Source organism: Sphaerisporangium sp. NPDC049457, from assembly GCF_055586705.1.
This window is the reverse complement of the sequence record NZ_JBVJHR010000016.1, coordinates 1-19,807: the sequence shown is the minus strand read 5'-3', so window position 1 is coordinate 19,807 and position 19,807 is coordinate 1. Positions and strand designations below refer to the sequence as shown.

The following is a 19,807-nucleotide window of genomic DNA, read 5'->3' as shown; positions in this document are numbered from 1 at the left end:
GTGCCTACCGTCGGGAAACGTGACATCGACGATAGAACGGGGCGCCGCCACCTCTGTGGTGACGCCGCGCACCACACCCCCAGGGACCCCGAAACGGCCGTCGCGCCGGAGCAAGGGGCTGCCCGGCTTCTTCCGGTCGTCCAACGGCAAGAAGGCCGTCATGGCCGTCACCGGCGCCGCACTGGTGCTCTTCCTCATCGGTCACATGATCGGCAACGCCAAGATCTTCCTGGGCGAGGACGCCTTCAACTCCTACGCCGAGTGGCTGCGCACCGTCGGCGAGCCGGCCCTGCCGGCTCGCACCCTGCTGACCCTCACCGAGATCCTGCTGGCCGCGGCCGTCGTGCTGCACATGTGGGCCGCGGTCTCCCTGGCCCGCCGCGCGGCCAAGGCCCGCCCGGTCAAGTACGCCGCCAAGAGGAAGTCGCAGGCCGGCGGCTACGTGGTGCACACCATGCGCTACGGCGGCGTCATCGTCGTGCTCTTCGTCATCTGGCACCTGCTCGACCTGACCTTCGGCGTGGTCAACCCCGAGGGCGGCGCCGCCACGCCGTACGACCGCGTCGTCGCGGGCTTCGACCCCTCGCGCTGGTGGGTGACCGCCTTCTACGTCGCCGCCCTGATCATGGTCGGGCTGCACCTGCGCCACGGCATGTGGAGCGCCTTCCAGACCCTCGGCCTGACCGGCGGGCGCAGCCGCCACGCGCTCAACGTCGGCGCCGCGGTCTTCGCCGCCGTCCTGGTGCTGGGCTTTTTGGCCGTCCCCCTCGCCGTGATGATCGGAGCGGTCAAGTGAAGTACACCGTCGGCGAGCCGATCCGCGACACCAAGGCCCCCGAAGGCCCCATCGAGGACCGCTGGGACAAGCGCCGCTTCTCCGCCAAGCTGGTCAACCCGGCCAACAAGCGCAAGCTCACCGTCATCGTGGTCGGCACCGGCCTGGCCGGCGGCTCGGCCGCCGCGACGCTCGGCGAGCTCGGGTACAACGTCAAGTCGTTCTGCTACCAGGACTCGCCCCGGCGCGCCCACTCGATCGCCGCGCAGGGCGGCATCAACGCCGCCAAGAACTACCGCGGCGACGGCGACTCCATCTACCGGCTGTTCTACGACACCGTCAAGGGCGGGGACTTCCGCGCCCGCGAGTCCAACGTGTACCGGCTCGCGCAGGTCAGCGTGAACATCATCGACCAGGCGGTCGCCCAGGGCGTCCCGTTCGCCCGCGAGTACGGCGGCCTGCTCGACACCCGCTCCTTCGGCGGCGCGCAGGTGTCGCGCACCTTCTACGCGCGCGGGCAGACGGGCCAGCAGCTCCTGCTCGGCGCCTACCAGGCCCTGGAGCGGCAGATCGCGGCCGGCACCGTCGAGATGCACACCCGGCACGAGATGCTCGACCTGATCATCAGCGACGGCCGGGCCCGCGGCGTCATCGTCCGCGACCTGGTGTCCGGCGAGGTCGAGACGCACCTCGCCGACGCCGTCGTGCTGGCCACCGGCGGGTACGGCAACGTGTTCTTCCTGTCCACCAACGCAAAGGGCTGCAACACCACCGCGATCTGGCGGGCGCACCGGCGCGGCGCGTACTTCGGCAACCCCTGCTACACGCAGATCCACCCGACCTGCATCCCGGTCAGCGGCGACTACCAGTCCAAGCTCACCCTGATGTCGGAGTCGCTGCGCAACGACGGCCGGGTGTGGGTGCCGGTGCGCAAGGGCGACGACCGGGCGCCCGGCGACATCCCCGAGAACGAGCGCGACTACTACCTGGAGCGCATCTACCCGGCGTTCGGCAACCTGGTGCCCCGCGACATCGCCTCCCGTGCCGCCAAGAACGTCTGCGACGAGGGCCGCGGCGTCGGGCCGGGGGGCCTGGGCGTCTACCTGGACTTCGCCGACGCGATCGGCCGGCTCGGCCGGGACGCCGTCGAGAAGAAGTACGGCAACCTCTTCGAGATGTACGAGCGCATCACCGGCGAGGACCCCTACACCCGGCCCATGCGCATCTACCCGGCCGTCCACTACACGATGGGCGGCCTGTGGGTGGACTACGACCTGCAGTCCACCATCCCCGGCCTGTTCGTGATCGGCGAGGCCAACTTCTCCGACCACGGCGCCAACCGCCTCGGCGCCTCCGCGCTGATGCAGGGCCTCGCGGACGGGTACTTCGTGCTGCCGACGACGATCGGCGACTACCTGGCGGCCGGCCCGTTCGGCGAGGTCGACAAGGCCGACGTCGACGAGGCGATCGGCCAGGTCACCGGCAAGATCGGCCGCCTGCTGTCGGTCAACGGCACCCGCACCGCCGACTCCTACCACCGCGAGCTGGGCAAGCTCATGTGGGACTACTGCGGCATGGAGCGCACCGAGGAGAGCCTGCGCAAGGCCCTTGAGCGCATCCCCGAGCTGCGCGAGGAGTTCTGGAACAACGTCAAGGTGCCGGGCGACGAGGAGGGCCTCAACCAGGCGCTGGAGCGGGCCGGCCGCGTCGCGGACTTCTTCGATCTGGCCGAGCTGATGTGCCTGGACGCCCTGCACCGCACCGAGTCCTGCGGCGGCCACTTCCGCGCCGAGTCGCAGACCGAGGACGGCGAGGCGCTGCGCGACGACGAGAACTACGCGTACGTGGCGGCCTGGGAGTACGGCCCCGAGGGCACGCCGGTGCTGCACAAGGAAGAACTCGAGTACGAGTACGTCAAGATGACCCAGCGGAGCTACAAGTGAGCGATCTGACCCGCCTTGTGCCCCGCGCTGCGACCGAGGAACGGTAAGCGGAACCCATGAACCTCACCCTGAAGGTCTGGCGGCAGAACGGCCCCGCCGACAGCGGACGGATGGTGACCTATCAGGTCACGGACGTGTCGCCGGACATGTCCTTCCTGGAGATGCTGGACGTTCTCAACGAGCGGCTCATCCTCGAAGGCGACGACCCGGTGGCCTTCGACCACGACTGCCGCGAAGGCATCTGCGGCATGTGCGGCATGGTCATCAACGGCGTCGCCCACGGCGAGCAGCGGGCCACCACCACCTGCCAGCTCCACATGCGCCACTTCGAGGACGGCGCGACCGTCACCATCGAGCCCTGGCGCGCCGCGCCGTTCCCCGTGGTCAAGGACCTGGTCGTCGACCGGGGCGCCTTCGACCGCATCATCCAGGCCGGCGGCTTCATCTCCGTGCCCGCGGGCTCGGCGCCGGACGCGCACAGCGTCCCGGTGAAGAAGGACGACGCCGACGCCGCGTTCGACGCCGCCACCTGCATCGGCTGCGGCGCCTGCGTGGCGGCCTGCCCGAACGGCTCGGCGTCGCTGTTCACCGCCGCGAAGATCACCCACCTGGGCCTGCTCCCGCAGGGCCAGCCCGAACGTGACGCCCGCGTGGTCGCGATGGTCGACCAGATGGACCTGGAAGGCTTCGGCGGCTGCACCAACACCGGCGAATGCACCGCGGTCTGCCCCAAGGGCATCTCCCTCGACGCCATCGCCCAAATGAACCGCGACTACCTCAAAGCCGCCAAGTAACCAGGAGGCAGGAGCCGTACCAGCCCTTCCGCAGGGCTCTGGTACGGCTCTTCGCGTCGGGGACATTCCGCTCTACCCCGTGATGTCATCGACGTCGGCGTCAACCCGCCCGACGTACGTGCAGAACGCTCAGCGCATCATCGAGCCGCCTGCCGGCCTCCTCCACGTCACGACGTACTCGGTCGATATCGACCGGCCGATCGGAGATGGTCAGCGCGCAGTGCCGAAGGTAGGACGAGAGCGTCATTTCCGCCTCCTCGGCCGCGCGGCGCACCCGGACCGCCTCCTCGGGAGCGAATCGCACCGACACCATGCTGGACAAGCGACCGGATTCTGCCTGCGGCATCTCTTCACCCAGGAAGTCCGGATCGTCGCGATGCTCGTAGTAGTACTCCGCCAGCTCCGCCTCGCTCATCTGATCAGGCTCCTTATGACAGCTCCCCATGGCGCGGCAGGCTCGGAACGGGCAAGGTCCTCGCCTCCGCGCCCTGGGGGCGCTCCGGCTCGGGCTGCGTCTTCCAGGCGGCTACGCCGCGATCGAAGGGCTTCGCCCCTCGAACTCCCCACCGAGGGCGCCGAGTCACATGGAAGCAGACGACGCTCACAGGCCGAGTGAGCCTTCCTTGATGCCGTTGACGAAGGTACTCCAAGCGGCGGGGGAGAAGGCGAGTGGAGCGTCATCCGGCCGCTTCGAATCTCGTATCAGGTGAAGTGGATCGACACTTGGGCGTCCTCCCATGTGATCCATGCATGTCACCAGAGCGATCTCGACACAGTTGCCGCCTTGGCCGCTGCTCCGTGAACTTTTGCGCCACTTGGCCTGCGACATGTCCACTATGACTCCCGATATTCGAACGGCGATCAGGACAGGTCGTCGGCCACCTTCTCGATCAACGCGCGCGATTCGTCCAGCCCAAGTGCGCGAGCACGCAGATGGTCGAATATCACGTTGTAAGTATCCACCTCGGATGGGTCCTCCAGATAGAGGCTGCCCGCCCGGTACTCGACATAGACAAGGTCGGGATCGACCGACTCGGGAAACTCCAGAATCGTGAAGGCGCCGTCCATGCCGGGATGCGCTCCTGCTGCGAAGGGCAGGACCTGCAGGATGATGTTGTTCAGCTTCGTGATCGAGAGTAGATGCCGGAGTTGAGCTCGCATCGTCGGTGCGCCACCCACCACGCGACGGATGGTGGCCTCGTTCACCACGACCCATATGGTCGGCGCGGAGTCACCGGTGAGTCGCTTCTGGCGCTCCAACGGAACCGCCACCCGGCGGTTGATCTCGTCCTCTTCGGGCACGAGAGGCTCGGCCAGGATGGTCGCTCGACTGTACTCTTCGATCTGCATGAGGCCGGGGATCAACTCTGACTCGTAGGCGCGTATCCTGACGGCCTCCTCTTCGAGGCTGACATACGTCTCGAACCATCGGGGCACCGCAGCGCTGTACGGATGCCACCACCCGCGTTTGCGTGCTTCCTTGGCCATCGCGAGCAGCGCGTCACGTTGACTTCCGCCGATGCCGTACAGCTCCAGCATCAGCGCGACTTCCCCTACCCGTGGACCGGAGCGAGCGATCTCGAAGCGTGTGATCGTCGCGGGAGCACATCCCAGGTGCTCGGCCACCTGCTCACGTGTCAGACCTGCTTGTTTACGCAGACGACGAAGCTCAGCGGCGAGCCGTCGACGACGCGCCGTGGGACTCGTACGGGGACGCATGCGGATCCCTCCACTCGACCAGAAGCCAAGACTGAACTAGTTCACTCTGTTCCTGAGACACAATCGTGGCGGCCCTGGCTCACGAGAACGGCGTGACCCGTCCCATCGGCCGGCCCGGCAAGACGGTGTGGGCCTGCTGGCGGCTCCCAGCGAGGGCCACGGAGTCCGTCCCTGTGGTCATGGACCACTGAGCGATCAGAGGACAGACCGCCTCTACCGCTCTTGCCGGGGATGGCCGCGCCGGGGATCGCGTGCGGACACCGTGCGGTCGATGGCGGAGCCGAGGTAGTCGAGAGTCAGGGCGGCACGGCGGGTGCACCATTCACGCCCGGGCCTATCCAGGGCGCGGCAGGCTCGGAACGGGAAAAGGTCCTCGCCTCCGCGCCCTGGGGGCGCTCCGGCCCGGGCTGTGTCTACTGGAAACGTTCACCGGAGGTGGGCCGTGCCATCCGCCACGGCATCAGGAACTGTTTCTCGGCGGCCGTCCCTGCGGCTCGCGCAGCACTAGCATCGGGCCCGTGATCGTATGGCTCAACGGCACCCACGGCGCAGGCAAGACGACGACCAGTGCGCTCGTGCAGCAGCTGATCCCGGATTCACGGGTGTTCGACGCCGAGAAGGTCGGCGAGACGCTTATGGACATCACGCCGGGGCTACCCGCGACGGACAATTTCCAGCACTGGCCGCCTTGGCGGCCACTCGTCGTCGAAACCGCCCGCCGCGTACTCGACTACACCGGCGGCACTCTGGTGATGCCCATGACCGTCCTGGTCGAGCAGTACTGGCGCGAGATCAGCGCCGGCCTCGCCCACCATGCCATTCCGGTACGGCACTTCGTCCTCCACGCTGACCAGGACACTCTCCGCGGGCGCATCGAGGGGGACACTGTTCTTGGCCCCTCCCCCTTCCGTCTCAAATACCTTGAGCCCTACGCCGAGGCGGCCCGTACATGGCTACACGCCGAGGCCGAGGTCGTCGACACCACGCACCTCACGCCCGCCCAGGTCGCCCTGCAGATCGCAGAAACCGTCAAAAGCTGAGGTCCGCCTCCACGTGAAAACGGTGCACCACGGTGAACGTTTCCGGTCGCAGCACTGAACGGCTCAAAGTTCCTGCACTGGTGAGCGGTAGAGGACAGACCTCCTCTACCGCTCTTGCTGGGGATGGCCGCGTCGGGGATCGTGTGCGGACACCGTGCGGTCAATGGCGGGGGCGAGGTAGTCGAGGGTCAGGGCGGCACGGCGGGTGCGCCATTCCGTTGAAGCGGAGGCGGGCGCGGGCGTTTCGTAGCGGCGTCGCCGGATGTCGTCGACGACCTCGGCCGGGGCGCCGAGCCGGGCGAGCACGTCCAGGGCCTCCCGCTTGGTGATCAGGCGCCCCTCGCGCAGGGTCACCGTCGCTCTGGCCAGGGTCAGCAGGCCCAGATCGACCCAGATGTCCTCCAGGTACTCCTCCGGGAACTCCAGGGACGGACGCCAGAAGTCCGCCAGGTCACCGACGATGAAGCCGTTCAACTGATCGTTAGTCACCGGCGGCAGGACGGCCGCCGGGGCAGGGCCGTGGATGACCAGCCCGAACTCGTGCAGTTCGCGCCTGGTCACCGGGGTGACGGGGCGGCGCAACAGCTCCTGGTGGGCCCAGGTGAGATGGTCTTGTCCCGGATCGGCCGCCTCAGGGACGGCGACATAGCTGCAGTGCAGCTTCGCTGCGAGGGGCATGGTCTTGTCCAGGTACTCATGCGCCTCCCCGATAATTCTTTCCTCCTCCGGCGTGCACGGCCGGGTGACTACGGCGATCAAGTCCAGGTCACTGCGTCCGGGTTGGTAGTCACCGCCCCCCAGCGACCCGTGCGCCCATAACGCGACCAACGGCAGAGACGGCCGTACGGCGCTGAGAAACCGATCGAGAAGGACACGGGTGGCGTCGTCTGTCATAGGGGACAGTCTGCGTCCGTCCGATGCGCCGCGACCTTCCCGGCCATGGACAGGCCGTCAGAAGGCGGCGGGGCCGTAGAGGTCGGCGAGGCTGATCAGGTGGACATCGGCGCGGCCTGCGGCCTCGCGTCGCAGGTCGGCGTCGAAGCCCGTACGGGAGAAGACGGCCAGCGCCGCCCGCTCGGCCTGTACGCCTCGACCGCTGAGCAGGGCGCGCACATGTTCCAGTCGGCGCAGGTCCGTGACCGTCCGTTGCCGGGTCGTGTACTTGGCCTCGCCGAGCAGGGCGACGCGGACGTTCTTGCCGAACAGGGGCTCGCCGGCGGCCAGCGCCACGACGTCCACCTGGTGCTGTGCCCTGCCCGTGGGATCGCTGACAACGGTCTGGCCCACCGCCCCCACCGGCTCTCCGAGGACTTCCCGGGACGCGAATCGTGCCGTCCACTCGCGCGCGAGATCTTCGAAATGCGGGCCGAGCACCTGGCGGAGGAAGGTGTCCGACGAGGCCGCCCACACATCTTCGCCCCGCCGTTCCTCAAGGTCGGCACGGCGACGCCACATGATCGTATTGTAGAAGCGGACGATCGGATCCATGAGGGTGAGCTGGGTGCCGCGCTGCTTCAGCACGTCATGTACAGGCCGGACGAACCCTGCGGTCCGCAGGATGGACAAGGGATGGGCGAGGGCACGGTCGGGCCGGCCGATCTGGCTCGGAGTGCCGGCACCAGTGGCGATCGCTGCCAGGATGGAATGGTAGAGCGCGCGATCGGTGATGCGGGGATCCTCCCGGAGCAGATAGTCGTTCTCGTCGAAGAGCGCATGGGCGGGGTTGAGCAAGGTCTTCGCCAGCCATGGTCCGAGGTCGTCTACTCGTTCGGGTACCGGCGGGTCGATCAATGCCCGGTACCCGGGGGTGCCGCCGAAGATAGCTTCCTCTGAGCGAACGACCTCGACGGGCGGAGAACGTCGGCGTTGAGCGCTACGGTGGCCCGATCATGGTGTGGAGATCGCGGTTATGGTGGGCTGGGGCGCTGGTCGCGTCCGGGGCGGGGGCGGCTTACATCGTCAGCCTGATCTCGCGAGGCTTCGCGTGGTTCGGCTTCGGCTACCACTTGATCTGCCCTGGCAAAGAGCTTTTCGACGCCCCCGCCGTGCTGGGGCTCGTGTACGCGTACATAACCGTGCCGTTGCTCTGGTACGGCGGTGCGCCGTTGGTCCTCCTGGCCTTTCTCGCGCACTGGATCTCCATCCGGCGTGGCCGTCCCCGCGTCGGCCGGGTGGCCGGTCGGGTCGTCGCGGCGCTGATCCTGCTCGGGTACGGCATCGCGCCGCTGGGGTTCGCGGTGGACATGGTCATCGACCGCGGATGCCTGGACACCTGGGGCGGCCCCAAGGGAGTGGAGATCTTCGTCGCGCCGGAAGTGGCGCCCACGGTGGCCGCGTTCTGCGTGCTGGCGGCGGTCAGGGTGCCCCGGCACAGGGTGCGCCGGTTGGTGGGGGCGATGCTGCGTGCCCGGTGGGTCCGGCGCGGCGTGGCGGTCTGCGCGGCGTTCGGCATGCTGGCGTTCGTGCCTGTGCGCGACATCGAGGCGGGGGCCGTCACCACGGCGGCACGGTGCGAATCCGGGGGCGCCACGTCGATGTCGGAACTGGTGGGAGAGCGGGCGTTCGTCTGCGCGTACCGCAGGGCCGGGCAACTGGACGAGGTGTCCGATCATCATCTGGTCGCCTACGGGCGCGCGATGTGCGCCCTCTACCCGCGAAAGGACGTCCGGTCGTACTACATCGAGCCCATCTGCCCGCGGGCCGCCGCGGACGCCGAAGCCGAGAGCGCCGCGGAGGAGGCCGAGTTTCAGGCCGAAGAGGCGCGGAACAAGAAGGTCTGCGACACGAGCCGGCATCGCCCTCTGATCAGGCCGGTACGCGTCGCGCGCGAGCGCACCTGGACCGACTACGGCGTGCTGGAGTCCGCTGAGACGGAGGACTCCATCGACGACGACCTGCTGACCATCGCGCAACGCGACGGCCTGGTCGCCTCACTCCCCGGCCACGTCATGGTGCTCAGCCACTCCGACTACGACATCTGCCTCACCGCCGAGACCTACCGGAGGAGACCGCCGGTGGAGGTCGAAGGATGGGACCACGTCGTGGAGGTCGGATACGACAGCCCGACCGGCGACATCAGGCTCATGGACCCGATGAGCGGGGAGAGCGATCTGCCGAACCTGGCGTTCCGCGGCAAGGGCCACTATCGCCTGCGCGTGCACTACCGCGAACCGGACTGGGAAGCGTGGACGCCGCAGCACATCCTGGTCATGGTGTACCCGGGCAAGGGCGACCAGGTGGTCGTCCATCGCCGCAAGTGACGGCCTCGCCGGCCGATGAGGGGGCGCAGGCGCCACGCGTGACGGCACGCGCGGCGCCTTTCGCGTCTCAGGGGACGGCGCGGCGGTGGTCGGCGAGCGTTCGCGAAGGGATGTGCCGAGGGCTCAATGGTGCACTGACCTGCGGCTACGCCATCGGTGGTCGAGGTGGGCGGCGGTGCCTTGTCGAGGTGGCAGGAAGTGGTCAACGGCGTGCAGCTTGCTGCCGTCGAATTGTCTGTTCCGAGGGCTTGATCTGCCAGAGAGTTGTTCTTGCAAGGACGAACACGAAAGCCCTCCAGAAAAGAGAACCGAAATGACCGCCAACGTTTTCTCCGCCGCCTCCGCCGCTCGTTCCGCCGGCACCACCTGGGACTCGTACTCGCGCACCGCGGGCACCACCTGGGACGGTTACTCCCGCGCCGCCGGCACCACCTGGGACTGATTTACAGAATTCAGTGCGAACGATGGCCGCCCTTTAATGAAATCACGTTATCACTTGCCCTTCTGATAAGCAGGACAACGGTTCGGCAGCACGTCAGACGAACTCCCGGACAGCCGCTCGGGTCCGACGCCATTCGGATTCCGGACCCCGACGCCGCCGGTTGAGCAGCACAACGATTCAAGCGCCGCACATTCCACTTCTTCCGCGCGTCAGGCCGCGTCGCGGACGCCGCCTTTGAACACCTCGCGGGTATGCCAGGCGATGTGATCGCCGAGCACGCGCTGGTAGCCGCGTTGCGGTTCGGCCACCGGGCGTCCGTCGAGTTCGTGCACGACGGCGCGGGCGGCCGGGGACCTGCCGACGAAGCGGTCGGAGACCCGGATGGTGCGCCGGTCGGACAAACCCAGCACGCCCAGGTCGAGCAGCTTGTGGTGCAACGAGCACAACGCGAGCCCGTTGCCGACCTCGTCCGGCCCCTTCTCGGTCCACCAGCGCACATGAGCCGCCTCCAATCCGACGGGCGTGCGCCCCAGCGCACCGTCGAACCCGCAGAACGCGCAGTGGTATTCGTAAGCGATCAGCACTCGCTCGCGGAAGGCGGGATCGCGAGGGGGCAGCGGTACTCGCACGTTCTCGTGTCCCAGGGAGGAATCTGTGAACCGCAGGCTGAGCCCGGCGGCCTGGCAGATGTCTGCGTGCAACGACCCCTCGAAGTTGGTGTCGAGGATCGCCCGTGCCATCCGCACCAGCAGGGAGGGGTCTTCAGCGAGGGCCTGGTCCACCTCCGGCGACAGCCGGCCCACCGCTTCGCCGTCGCGGAGTGCGGCCGGGCTCGGCGCCACGTTCCGTCCGGTCACCTGCCACAGTCCATCGGTCTGCAGGTGGAAGAACGGATACGCCATGGTGGACGCGCGCGGTGGGCCGAACTCCTGTAGCAGCAACTCCAGTTGCTCCTCGGCGTCGCGGAACCGGATCGGCGCGCCGCCCGTGCGCTGATGATGGCCCAGCACGTACAGCAGCAGCAGCGGCTTGTGAGGGGCTCGTCTGCCCTCTCGGGTCCAGCGTCGTACCTGGCAGACGCGCTCGACCCAATCCACGGTCGCGAGCATAGATCAGGCGACCGGGAACGGCGGTCGCATCGCGGTATTCGATCGGAGAGTCCCCTCGCGCGGTCCTTCGGAGGGACCTGTCGCGGTGTGGATGACGGGCGATGCGAGGTTTTCTCGGTGGGGGTGGTCTCGCCGTGCCGGCGAGGCGCGTTCCGGGGCAGGTGCATGTCTGGTCGGCCAGGGCTCTGACCTGCGGCGATGTCGTCCGGGGGTGAGGTGGACGACCGTGCCTCATCCGGGTGGCAGGAAGTGGTCAACGGCGTGCAGCTTGCTGCAGCCGAATTGTCTGTTCCGAGGGCTTGATCTGCCGGAGAGTTGTTCTTGCAAGGACGAACACGAAAGCCCTCCAGAAAAGAGAACTGAAATGACCGCCAACGTTTTCTCCGCCGCCTCCGCCGCTCGTTCCGCCGGCACCACCTGGGACTCGTACTCGCGCGCCGCGGGCACCACCTGGGACGGTTACTCCCGCGCCGCCGGCACCACCTGGGACTAAAATCGACAGGCAGAACGAAAACCGCGCACGACCGCTCCACCGATAAGGAAGACCGGCGAGATCGAACCGCCGGAAGAAACACCGCAAGACCGGCCGATGCGACCGTCGCCATCCATACCGCGGGCTCGACGACATCGGCAGCGCGACACAGTCACCAAGCGCAGCACATTCCGCGAATCGCAGGCCGATATTCCGGCCGTCGGATACGCTCCGGCCACCATATCGCCGCTATATCCGCCGCCAATCGAGCACTCAAGCCTCTCCAGCACGTCCTCCGGCTTTCCGGCGCTCATCTCCGGCCTCTGGCCTCCTTCGGGCCGTCCGGGATCCCCGCCGCGGCCGTCGATCGGCCGGTGCCGTGTCCGGTTGGTCCCGCGTCTGATCTGGTCCTGTGGCCGAGGGGCCTGGTGTCCGATCAGTCCGGTGTCTGATGGGTTTCGTAGTCGATCGACGGACTCCTTAAGTGATCGACCATTTTGTGGGTGATTGGTAGCATGAAGCGCTTCACCCGCGCCTGATCGCTTCGATGCACCGGTCGACGGCACCAACCGCGATCGCGACATGCCGCGGTGGACGTCCGCGCCGTGTTGTGATCTGGGGGTCGAGTGTCCATCTCAATCGGCGCGCAGCGGGCGTCGGTCGCCCTGGCGAACGTCGCGTTCATCCTGGTCGGCATCAGCGCCGGTGTGAGCGGCGTGCTGCTGCCCTCGCAGATCGCCGACTACCGGGTGGACAACGCCACGATCGGCATCACCTTCTTCACGTTCTCCGCCGGGTTCATGCTCGCCGGCGCGACCTCCGGCGGCCTGATCCACCGCTTCGGCGTCCGGACCACCCTCGTCGTCGGCTGCGGTGCGTACGTGCTGGCCGCGTTCTACATGGCGACCCGCCCGCCGTTCGTGGCGCTCGTGGCGGTGCAACTGATCGCCGGGTACGGCACCGGCATCCTGGAGTCGGCGCTCAACGCCTATCTCACCAGGCTTCCCGCGGCGACGACCCTGCTGAACCATCTGCATGCCTTCTTCGGCGTCGGCGCGCTGCTCGGGCCGCTGCTGGCCGCCTGGATGCTCACCTTGGCGCCGTGGACGGCGGTGTGGCTGGTGCTCGCCCTTCTCGGCCTGGCTCTGACGGCCGGTTTCCTCGCGATCTACTCCAGAGACGACGTCCCGGCCGGCCGCCACGAAACCACCGGCGGCCCCGGCGAGCCGTCCACGGGTACGGCCGGGCCGCAGGACGCGCCGCCGGCCGTCGTGGGTCCCCAGGCCGCCGAACAGGTGAAGACCAGGCTGCTGTCCGGCGTGCTGCGAGCGCCCGCCGTGCTGCTCGCGTCGGCCCTGCTCGCCGTCTACGTCGGGCTTGAGGCCAGCGTGGGCAACTGGGGTTTCAGTTTCCTCGTCCACGAACACGCTCAGCAGAGCCTGGTGGCCGGATACACCATCAGCGGTTACTGGCTGGGTCTCACTCTCGGCCGATTCCTGATCAGCCCGGTCGCCACCCGCGCCGGGATGACGGCGGCGGGCATGGTCTACATGTGCCTGTTCGGCGTCACCGCCGGAGCGTTGCTCACCTGGCTCGCGCCGGTGCCCGCTGTGGCGAGCGTCGGCCTGGTCCTGCTCGGCTTCTTCCTCGGGCCGATCTTCCCCACCGTCATGGCGGTGGTGCCGAGACTGTCCGCCGCCCAGCTGGTGCCCACGGCCATCGGCGTGCTGAACGGCGTGTCCGTCATAGGCGGCGCCGTGTTCCCCTGGCTGGCCGGCGCCATCGCACAGGGGATCGGGCTGTGGACCCTGATGGTCTTCACCCTGATCCTCTCTCTGCTGCAACTCCTCTGCTGGCGGCTGGTCGTGGTGCGGATGGACGCCGGGGTTCTCCCAGCGGCATGATCTCCGCCGCGTCCTGCTCCTGCCCCAGGCAGGCGCGGGTTTCGCGTCTGCGCCCCCGGGTAGTCGAAGCCGCCTGTTCCACCGCCGCGCAGGCGCTCCGCACGCCTGTGCCGTGAGTCCTCGGGCGGCGTCCTGACCTGCGATGACGCCGCTCATGGGCGCGAAGAGGGGATATGGCGAACACGGTTGGCAGGAAGTGGTCACGGGCGTGCAGTCTGCTGCCGCCGAAATCTCTGTTCCGAGGGCTTGGAATACCGGAGAGTTGTTCTTGCAAGGACGAACAAGAAAGCCCTCCAGAAAAGAGACCCGAAATGACCGCCAACGTTTTCTCCGCCGCCTCCGCCGCTCGTTCCGCCGGTACCACCTGGGACTCGTACTCGCGCGCCGCGGGCACCACCTGGGACGGTTACTCCCGCGCCGCCGGCACCACCTGGGACTAGGAAAACCAGCGCCGTCAAAAAAGCTGCGAACGACATACCGGAAGTACTCGCCGGGCCATAGGCCGGCAAGCGCCACAGCGTAACAGCAGAACAAGAACCAGCACGAACGGCAGTACGAACGCCGGTCGAAAGAACGAGCCGTTGAGAGCCGCGTTGGACGCAACGCCTCCGGCCGCATCGACCGGGCATCGAAACCGATATCAAGCGCCGCACATTCAGCCGCTGAACCGGCGATGCATCCTTGGACATCTCTTCCCGGACCGAGTTCGACGACCGCTGCCGGCACGGCGGTGCTGGCCCGCACAGTTCCTCGGCACGGGCTGGTTCTCGGGTCGTCCACGGCGGTACCCGGGACGCGGCCGCGCCGCTGCGCAGATCGGGCGGTGCGTCACGGCCCCGGCATGCGCCCTTGGTTGGTCCTGCCCGCCCGTGACCGGCGAGTGCGTCGGGTGTGGCCGTCCGTCTCCCTTCTCGATGGCAGGAAGCGGTCAGGGGCGTGCAGCTTGCTGCCGCCGGATCGTCTGTTCCGAGGGCTTGAAATACCGGAGAGTTGTTCTTGCAAGGACGAACAAGAAAGCCCTCCAGAAAAGAGAACGGAAATGACCGCCACCGCTTTCTCCGCCACCCGCACGGCTCGTTCCGCCGGCACCACCTGGGACTCGTACTCGCGCACCGCGGGCACCACCTGGGACGGCTACTCCCGCGCCGCCGGCACCACCTGGGACTGAAATCCCCGCCGATCGCCGGAAGAACGCTACGGTGACCCGCACGTTGAGAAAGTGAATCAGCTCGACCGTTGAAATCCCGCAGAGAAGCCGGACGCATTCGTCCCGCACGGGAAACAGCACCACAGGCCGACTGAGACCGCCCGCCTTCCGGATGACGACCGGAATACCGGCCGATGGCAGCGGCGGCGTCGAAGCCGCGAATGAGTTGAACGCCGGAACCTGAGACGGCGACCATCGTTGGCACCGAAATCGACGCGCGACGCGCATCCGTTAAGAACAGGCCCGCCGCCCGGTCCCATCCGAGGACCTTCATTCCGCCACCGCCGCCCACGGCCCTGGTCCCGCCCGAGGACCTTCATTCCGCCACCGCCGCCCACGGCCCTGGTCCCGCCCGAGGACCTTCACTCCGCCACCGCCGCCCACGGCCCTGGTCCCGCCCGAGGACCTTCACTCCGCCACCGCCGCCTGCGGTCCTGGTCGCCTCCGCGACCGCAAAGACCGCCACGGCGGCCCCGGTTCCCTCGCACCACCACGACTGCCTTCGCCACCGGCACGGCTCAGGCCAGGTTCGCCACCGGCCCCGTTACGGCCGTTGTTCCCCGTTGTCGCCCTGAGGTTCCCGAGGAGCGCGATCGATGGGTCAGCCCAGTTCGGTGCGGATCTCCTGGCGGAGGGTGTCGAAGTCGATGCCGGCGTCGGCGAGGACGCGGGCTGCCAGGCCGTCGCCCTCGCGCAGGATGCCGAGGAGGATGTGGCCGTCGGCGATGTAGTTGTGCTTGAGGTGGACGGCCTCGCGCAGGGACAGTTCGAGCACCTTCTTGGCCCGGCGGGTGAAGGGGATGTGCGTGCCGATGCGCCGCGGACGGCGCCGTGAGCGGGGGTCGCGGTCGAGTGCGCCCGGGCCGAAAGCGGCTTCCACCTTCTCGCGGATCGCGTCGAGGTCGATGCCGATGGTCTCCAGCGCCCCCGCGTCGATGTCGCCGCCGGCGGATGACGGCGTCGCCAGCAGCCGTCCCACGGCGTCCGCCGCCGTGTCGTGGTCGAGGTTGTGCCGCGCCAGGACGCGCGCGGTCACCGTGCCGGGCTGGGCGAGCAGCCCCAGCAGGACGTGCTCGGTGCCGATGTAGTCGTGGTCGAAGACGCGGGCCTCTTGCTGGGCGAGGACGACCGCCTGCCTGGCGTCCTCGTGGAACCGCTCGAACATGTCATTTCTCCCGTCTTAGCAGTCCGCGGCCGCCCGCGTACTTCTTGTGGACGGCCTGCCTGGTGACGCCGAGCAGGACCGCGATCTCCTGCCAGGTCCAGCCCTGCTCGCGGGCGTTGTCCACCTGGAGTGCCTCAAGCCGCTCGACCAGCGTCCGCAGCGCCCGCACGGCCCGCAGGCCGACGGCCGGATCGCGGCTGCCGGCGTCGGAGGCCAGCTGTGCCGTATCGCTCATGGACGTCAATATAAGTTGACAGCCGCACGCCTGTCAACCATCGTTGACGGCAGAGACTCAAGACGAAAGATCTTCCATGCGGCCGTGGCGGCGCTTCGGGTTTCGCCTGGTAGACCGGTGGGACGGCAGGAAAATCGATTGCCCCGCCGGGGTGCGGGCTGGAAGCCTTGGAGGTGCCATGCGCTCCCTTCCTGTCGCCGATCCCGGCGTTCCCGATGCCCGCAGCCCGATCCGGTACCTGTGGTGGGTGGCGCGCGCCCAGGGAGCCACGATGCTCATGGGCATCGGCTACGCGACCCTGTGGTGGCTGAGTCAGGCGCTGGTCCCGCTCACGCTGGGCAAGGCCGTCGACAGCCTCACCGCCGACGACGCCGCGGGCCTGGTCCGCTGGTCGGCCACGTTGCTCGGCCTCGGCGTCCTCACCGCCTTCGGCGGAGTGATGCGTCACCGCATGGCCGTCTACAACTGGCTGGCCGCCGCCTACCGCACGGTGCAGGTCACCGTCCGCCAGGCCACCCGGCTCGGCCCGACCCTGCCGAAGCTGCTGTCCACCGGCGAGGTGATCAGCGTCGGCAACTCCGACATCGCCCACATCGGCAACGCCGTCGACATCGTGCTGCGCGGCGTCGGCTCCATCGTCGCCATCGGCGCGGTCACGATCATCCTGCTCGTCACCTCACCCCAGCTCGGCCTGATCGTGCTGATCGGCGTGCCGTTGATGGCGGTGGCGCTCGCCCCGCTGCTCAGGCCGCTGCACCGCAGGCAGCACCGACAGCGCGACCTGCAGGGCGATCTGGCCACCCGCGCCTCCGACATCGTCGCCGGCCTGCGAGTGCTGCGCGGCATCGGCGGCGAGGCGGTCTTCGCCGGCCGCTACCGCGAGGAGTCCCAGCAGGTCCGGGCCTCCGGTGTGCGCGTCGCCTCCGTCGACTCGGCCCTGGACGGCGCCCAGGTCCTGCTGCCCGGCATGCTCATCGCCTTCGTCACCTGGCGCGGCGCCCATTACGCCATGGACGGCACGATCACCGTCGGCCAGCTCGTCTCCTTCTACGGTTACGCGCTGTTCCTCGTCGGCCCGCTGCGTACGCTCACCGAGGCGGCCGACAAGCTCACCAAGGGCCACGTCGCCGCGCGCAGGGTCGTCCGCATCCTGTCACTGACCCCTGAGGTGGCCGGCACCGGCACCGCCGCCACCGAGGGTGGCGACCTGGTGGACGCCGCCTCCGGGGTGGCGCTGCGCCAGGGCCGGTTCACCGCCCTGGCCTGCGCGGTCCCCGAGGACGCCATCGCGCTGGCCGAGCGGCTCGGCCACTACGTCGCGGCGGAGGTCACCTTCGGCGGCGTCCCCCTGGGCGAGCTCCCGACCGAGGAGGTCCGCCGCCGCATCCTGGTGGCCGACAACGCGGCACGGCTGTTCAGCGGGCGCCTCGGCGACCAGCTCGACGTCACCGGCGGCGCCGCCGACGAGGACGTGCGCGCGGCCCTGCACGTCGCCTGCGCCGAGGACATCGTCGACGCGCTCCCCGAGGGCCTTGCGTCGCACGTCGCCGAGGCCGGTCGCGAGTTCTCCGGCGGCCAGCAGCAGCGCCTGCGCCTGGTCCGCGCGCTGCTCGCCGACCCCGAGGTGCTCATCCTGGTCGACCCGACCAGCGCCGTGGACGCCCACACCGAGGCCAGAGTCGCCGAGCGGCTCGGCAAGGCCCGCCTGGGCCGCACCACGATGGTCTGCACCACCAGCCCGCTGGTGCTCGACCGGGCCGACACCGTGATCTTCCTGGAGGACGGCCGCGTGCGCGCCGAGGGCTCCCACCGTTCCCTGCTCGCCTCCGACCCCGAGTACGCCGCGACCGTCACCCGCGGAGAAAGCTGACATGAGCGCCCAGAGGCAGATCCTCCCCGTCGCCGACCAGGCCCAGGTCCGCGCCTACGCGCGCCGGCTGACGCTGAAGTACCCCGGCCGCCTGGCGCTGGCCCTGAGCCTGCACGGCCTCGCGGCCGGCGCCGGGCTCGCCGGGCCGAGATTCCTCGGCGAGCTGGTCCAGGGCGTGCGCGACGGCACAGGCGTCGACATCGACACGATCGCGCTGGCGATCGCCGGTTTCATCGTCGTGCAGGCCGTGCTCATCCGCTACGCCGTCTACGCCTCGGCCAAGCTCGGCGAGAAGGTCCTCGCCGAGCTGCGCGAGGAGTTCGTCGACCGCGTCCTCGCCCTGCCGCTGTCCACCGTCGAGCGCGCCGGCTCCGGCGACCTGATCACCCGCACCTCGCGCGACGTCGACGCGCTGTCGCGCACCGTGCGGCACGCCGTCCCCGAGACGCTGATCGCCGTGGTGGCCGGGGCGTTCGTACTGGGCGCGCTCGCGCTGGTGGGACCGCTGCTGGTGCTGCCCTCGCTGGTCGCCGTCCCCCTGCTGTGGTACGCCACCCGGTGGTATCTCAAGCGGGCCAGGGACGGCTACCTGCGCGAGAACGCCGCCTACGCCGAGATGACCGAGGGCCTGAGCGAGACCGTCGAAGGCGCGAGGACGGTCGAGGCGTTCGGGCTGCAGCGCCGCCGTCACGAGCGCACCGACCACGACATCGCCGGTTCGTGGGCCGCCGAGCGCTACACGCTGGGCCTGCGCACGGTGTGGTTCCCCGCCGTCGAGTTCGGCTACGTGCTGCCGATCGTGGCGACGCTGCTGATCGGCGGCCTGTTCTACCTGCACGGATGGGTCAACTTGGCTCAGGTGACCGCCGCCACGCTCTACGTCCAGCAGCTCATCGACCCCCTCGACCGGCTGCTGTCCTGGGTGGACGAGCTGCAGGTCGGCGGGGCGTCCATGGCCAGGCTGCTCGGCGTGGCGAACGTGCCCGACGACCGCGACGCGGGCGCCGACCGGCCGCGAGGCGAACGGATCACCGCCGAGGACGTCCGGTACGCCTACCGGGAGGGCCACGACGTGCTGCACGGCGTCTCCCTGGAGGTCGCCCCCGGCGAGCGGCTCGCGATGGTGGGCCCGTCCGGAGCGGGCAAGTCCACGCTGGGCCGGCTGCTCGCCGGCATCCACGGCCCGCGCACCGGCTCGGTGCGGGTCGGCGGCGTCCCGCTGGTCGAGCTTCCCCTGGACGAGCTGCGCGGGCACGTCGCCCTGGTCACCCAGGAGCACCACGTGTTCCGCGGCACGCTGCGCGACAACCTGCTCATCGCCCGCCCCGACGCCGGCGACGACGCCGTCAAGGAGGCGCTCGCCGCGGTGGACGCCCTCGACTGGGTGGAGGCCCTGCCGGACGGACTGGACACCGTCGTGGGCTCCTCCGGCGTCACGGTGTCGCCCGCGCAGGCCCAGCAGGTCGCGCTGGCCCGGCTGGTGCTCGCCGACCCGCACACGCTGGTGCTCGACGAGGCCACCTCGCTGATCGACCCGCGCGCCGCCCGTCACCTGGAGCGCTCGCTGGCGGCGGTCCTCGACGGCCGCACCGTGATCGCCATCGCCCACCGGCTGTACACGGCCCACGACGCCGACCGGGTCGCCGTCGTCGAGGACGGCCGGGTCAGCGAGCTCGGCTCCCACGACGAGCTCGTGGCCGCGGGAGGCGCCTACGCCGCCCTCTGGGAGAGCTGGCACGGCGCGCCCCGTTAGTGCTCCGCCCACGAGGACGCCACCGGGGGGGGGGGGGGGGGGGGGGGGGGGGGGGGGGGGGGGGGGGGGGGGGGGGGGGGGGGGGGGGGGGGGGGGGGGGGGGGGGGGGGGGGGGGGGG

General features: G+C 69.2%; 20 protein-coding genes. 12 read left to right on the top strand and 8 right to left on the bottom strand.

The features are described from left to right. Window positions 1-19 precede the first annotated feature (19 nt). The 3 genes from ACZ6QO_RS24445 to ACZ6QO_RS24435 are packed head-to-tail and all read left to right on the top strand — an operon-like array spanning window position 20 to window position 3,512. Window positions 20-796 carry a succinate dehydrogenase cytochrome b subunit gene (locus ACZ6QO_RS24445; protein ID WP_465853913.1) on the top strand — a complete coding sequence of 259 codons (777 nt, stop codon included), beginning with the start codon at window positions 20-22 and terminating at the stop codon, window positions 794-796. Beyond that, window positions 793-2,718 (top strand): fumarate reductase/succinate dehydrogenase flavoprotein subunit, encoded by a 1,926-nt coding sequence (locus ACZ6QO_RS24440; RefSeq protein WP_465853912.1) that lies wholly within the window; start codon window positions 793-795, stop codon window positions 2,716-2,718. Before ACZ6QO_RS24445 ends, ACZ6QO_RS24440 begins: the two co-directional genes overlap by 4 nt. A gap of 56 nt (window positions 2,719-2,774) precedes the next feature. After that, window positions 2,775-3,512: a succinate dehydrogenase/fumarate reductase iron-sulfur subunit gene (locus tag ACZ6QO_RS24435; RefSeq protein ID WP_380841391.1), complete on the top strand. Its 738-nt coding sequence runs from the start codon at window positions 2,775-2,777 to the stop codon at window positions 3,510-3,512. A gap of 100 nt (window positions 3,513-3,612) precedes the next feature. On the opposite strand, the gene ACZ6QO_RS24430 is transcribed toward ACZ6QO_RS24435, so the two are convergent. From ACZ6QO_RS24430 to ACZ6QO_RS24420, 3 genes are all read right to left on the bottom strand, one after another. Continuing rightward, window positions 3,613-3,927 (bottom strand): plasmid mobilization protein, encoded by a 315-nt coding sequence (locus ACZ6QO_RS24430; protein WP_465853911.1) that lies wholly within the window; start codon window positions 3,925-3,927, stop codon window positions 3,613-3,615. Window positions 3,928-4,113: 186 nt separating this feature from the next. Further along, entirely contained in the window at window positions 4,114-4,341 is a 228-nt protein-coding gene (locus tag ACZ6QO_RS24425) for a DUF397 domain-containing protein (RefSeq protein WP_465854107.1), read from the bottom strand. A gap of 32 nt (window positions 4,342-4,373) precedes the next feature. Beyond that, window positions 4,374-5,231, bottom strand: a complete 858-nt coding sequence (locus tag ACZ6QO_RS24420; protein WP_465853910.1) for a helix-turn-helix domain-containing protein — start codon at window positions 5,229-5,231, stop codon at window positions 4,374-4,376. 518 nt (window positions 5,232-5,749) lie between these two features. On the opposite strand from ACZ6QO_RS24420, the gene ACZ6QO_RS24415 reads away from it, so the two are divergent. After that, complete coding sequence (locus ACZ6QO_RS24415; RefSeq protein WP_465853909.1) at window positions 5,750-6,271, top strand: ATP-binding protein; 522 nt, start codon at window positions 5,750-5,752, stop codon at window positions 6,269-6,271. Window positions 6,272-6,376: 105 nt separating this feature from the next. On the opposite strand, the gene ACZ6QO_RS24410 is transcribed toward ACZ6QO_RS24415, so the two are convergent. Together ACZ6QO_RS24410 and ACZ6QO_RS24405 are read right to left on the bottom strand one after the other, a co-directional pair. Further along, window positions 6,377-7,030: a DUF4111 domain-containing protein gene (locus ACZ6QO_RS24410; protein WP_465853908.1), complete on the bottom strand. Its 654-nt coding sequence runs from the start codon at window positions 7,028-7,030 to the stop codon at window positions 6,377-6,379. 192 nt (window positions 7,031-7,222) lie between these two features. Beyond that, window positions 7,223-8,062: a hypothetical protein gene (locus tag ACZ6QO_RS24405; protein WP_465853907.1), complete on the bottom strand. Its 840-nt coding sequence runs from the start codon at window positions 8,060-8,062 to the stop codon at window positions 7,223-7,225. A gap of 98 nt (window positions 8,063-8,160) precedes the next feature. On the opposite strand from ACZ6QO_RS24405, the gene ACZ6QO_RS24400 reads away from it, so the two are divergent. Together ACZ6QO_RS24400 and ACZ6QO_RS24395 are read left to right on the top strand one after the other, a co-directional pair. Then, window positions 8,161-9,531, top strand: a complete 1,371-nt coding sequence (locus ACZ6QO_RS24400) for a hypothetical protein (RefSeq protein ID WP_465853906.1) — start codon at window positions 8,161-8,163, stop codon at window positions 9,529-9,531. 313 nt (window positions 9,532-9,844) lie between these two features. Next, window positions 9,845-9,973 carry a hypothetical protein gene (locus ACZ6QO_RS24395; protein ID WP_465853905.1) on the top strand — a complete coding sequence of 43 codons (129 nt, stop codon included), beginning with the start codon at window positions 9,845-9,847 and terminating at the stop codon, window positions 9,971-9,973. A 209-nt stretch (window positions 9,974-10,182) separates the two neighbouring features. On the opposite strand, the gene ACZ6QO_RS24390 is transcribed toward ACZ6QO_RS24395, so the two are convergent. Beyond that, a complete protein-coding gene (locus tag ACZ6QO_RS24390; RefSeq protein WP_465853904.1) occupies window positions 10,183-11,070 on the bottom strand; it encodes a phosphorothioated DNA-binding restriction endonuclease in 888 nt (295 codons plus the stop codon). Window positions 11,071-11,446: 376 nt separating this feature from the next. Between ACZ6QO_RS24390 and ACZ6QO_RS24385 the strand changes: the two genes are divergently transcribed. From ACZ6QO_RS24385 to ACZ6QO_RS24370, 4 genes are all read left to right on the top strand, one after another. After that, complete coding sequence (locus ACZ6QO_RS24385; RefSeq protein ID WP_465853902.1) at window positions 11,447-11,575, top strand: hypothetical protein; 129 nt, start codon at window positions 11,447-11,449, stop codon at window positions 11,573-11,575. A 605-nt stretch (window positions 11,576-12,180) separates the two neighbouring features. Continuing rightward, window positions 12,181-13,458, top strand: coding sequence for an MFS transporter (locus tag ACZ6QO_RS24380; protein WP_465853903.1), 1,278 nt, complete (start codon window positions 12,181-12,183; stop codon window positions 13,456-13,458). Window positions 13,459-13,769: 311 nt separating this feature from the next. After that, complete coding sequence (locus tag ACZ6QO_RS24375; protein ID WP_465853902.1) at window positions 13,770-13,898, top strand: hypothetical protein; 129 nt, start codon at window positions 13,770-13,772, stop codon at window positions 13,896-13,898. A 599-nt stretch (window positions 13,899-14,497) separates the two neighbouring features. Further along, complete coding sequence (locus ACZ6QO_RS24370) at window positions 14,498-14,626, top strand: hypothetical protein (RefSeq protein WP_465853901.1); 129 nt, start codon at window positions 14,498-14,500, stop codon at window positions 14,624-14,626. 640 nt (window positions 14,627-15,266) lie between these two features. On the opposite strand, the gene ACZ6QO_RS24365 is transcribed toward ACZ6QO_RS24370, so the two are convergent. Next, entirely contained in the window at window positions 15,267-15,830 is a 564-nt protein-coding gene (locus ACZ6QO_RS24365; RefSeq protein ID WP_465853900.1) for a Clp protease N-terminal domain-containing protein, read from the bottom strand. A 1-nt stretch (window position 15,831) separates the two neighbouring features. Continuing rightward, window positions 15,832-16,065: an RNA polymerase subunit sigma-70 gene (locus ACZ6QO_RS24360; protein ID WP_465853899.1), complete on the bottom strand. Its 234-nt coding sequence runs from the start codon at window positions 16,063-16,065 to the stop codon at window positions 15,832-15,834. Window positions 16,066-16,243: 178 nt separating this feature from the next. Between ACZ6QO_RS24360 and ACZ6QO_RS24355 the strand changes: the two genes are divergently transcribed. Together ACZ6QO_RS24355 and ACZ6QO_RS24350 are read left to right on the top strand one after the other, a co-directional pair. Then, complete coding sequence (locus tag ACZ6QO_RS24355; protein WP_465853898.1) at window positions 16,244-17,935, top strand: ABC transporter ATP-binding protein; 1,692 nt, start codon at window positions 16,244-16,246, stop codon at window positions 17,933-17,935. A gap of 1 nt (window position 17,936) precedes the next feature. Beyond that, complete coding sequence (locus ACZ6QO_RS24350) at window positions 17,937-19,688, top strand: ABC transporter ATP-binding protein (RefSeq protein ID WP_465853897.1); 1,752 nt, start codon at window positions 17,937-17,939, stop codon at window positions 19,686-19,688. Window positions 19,689-19,807 lie beyond the last annotated feature (119 nt).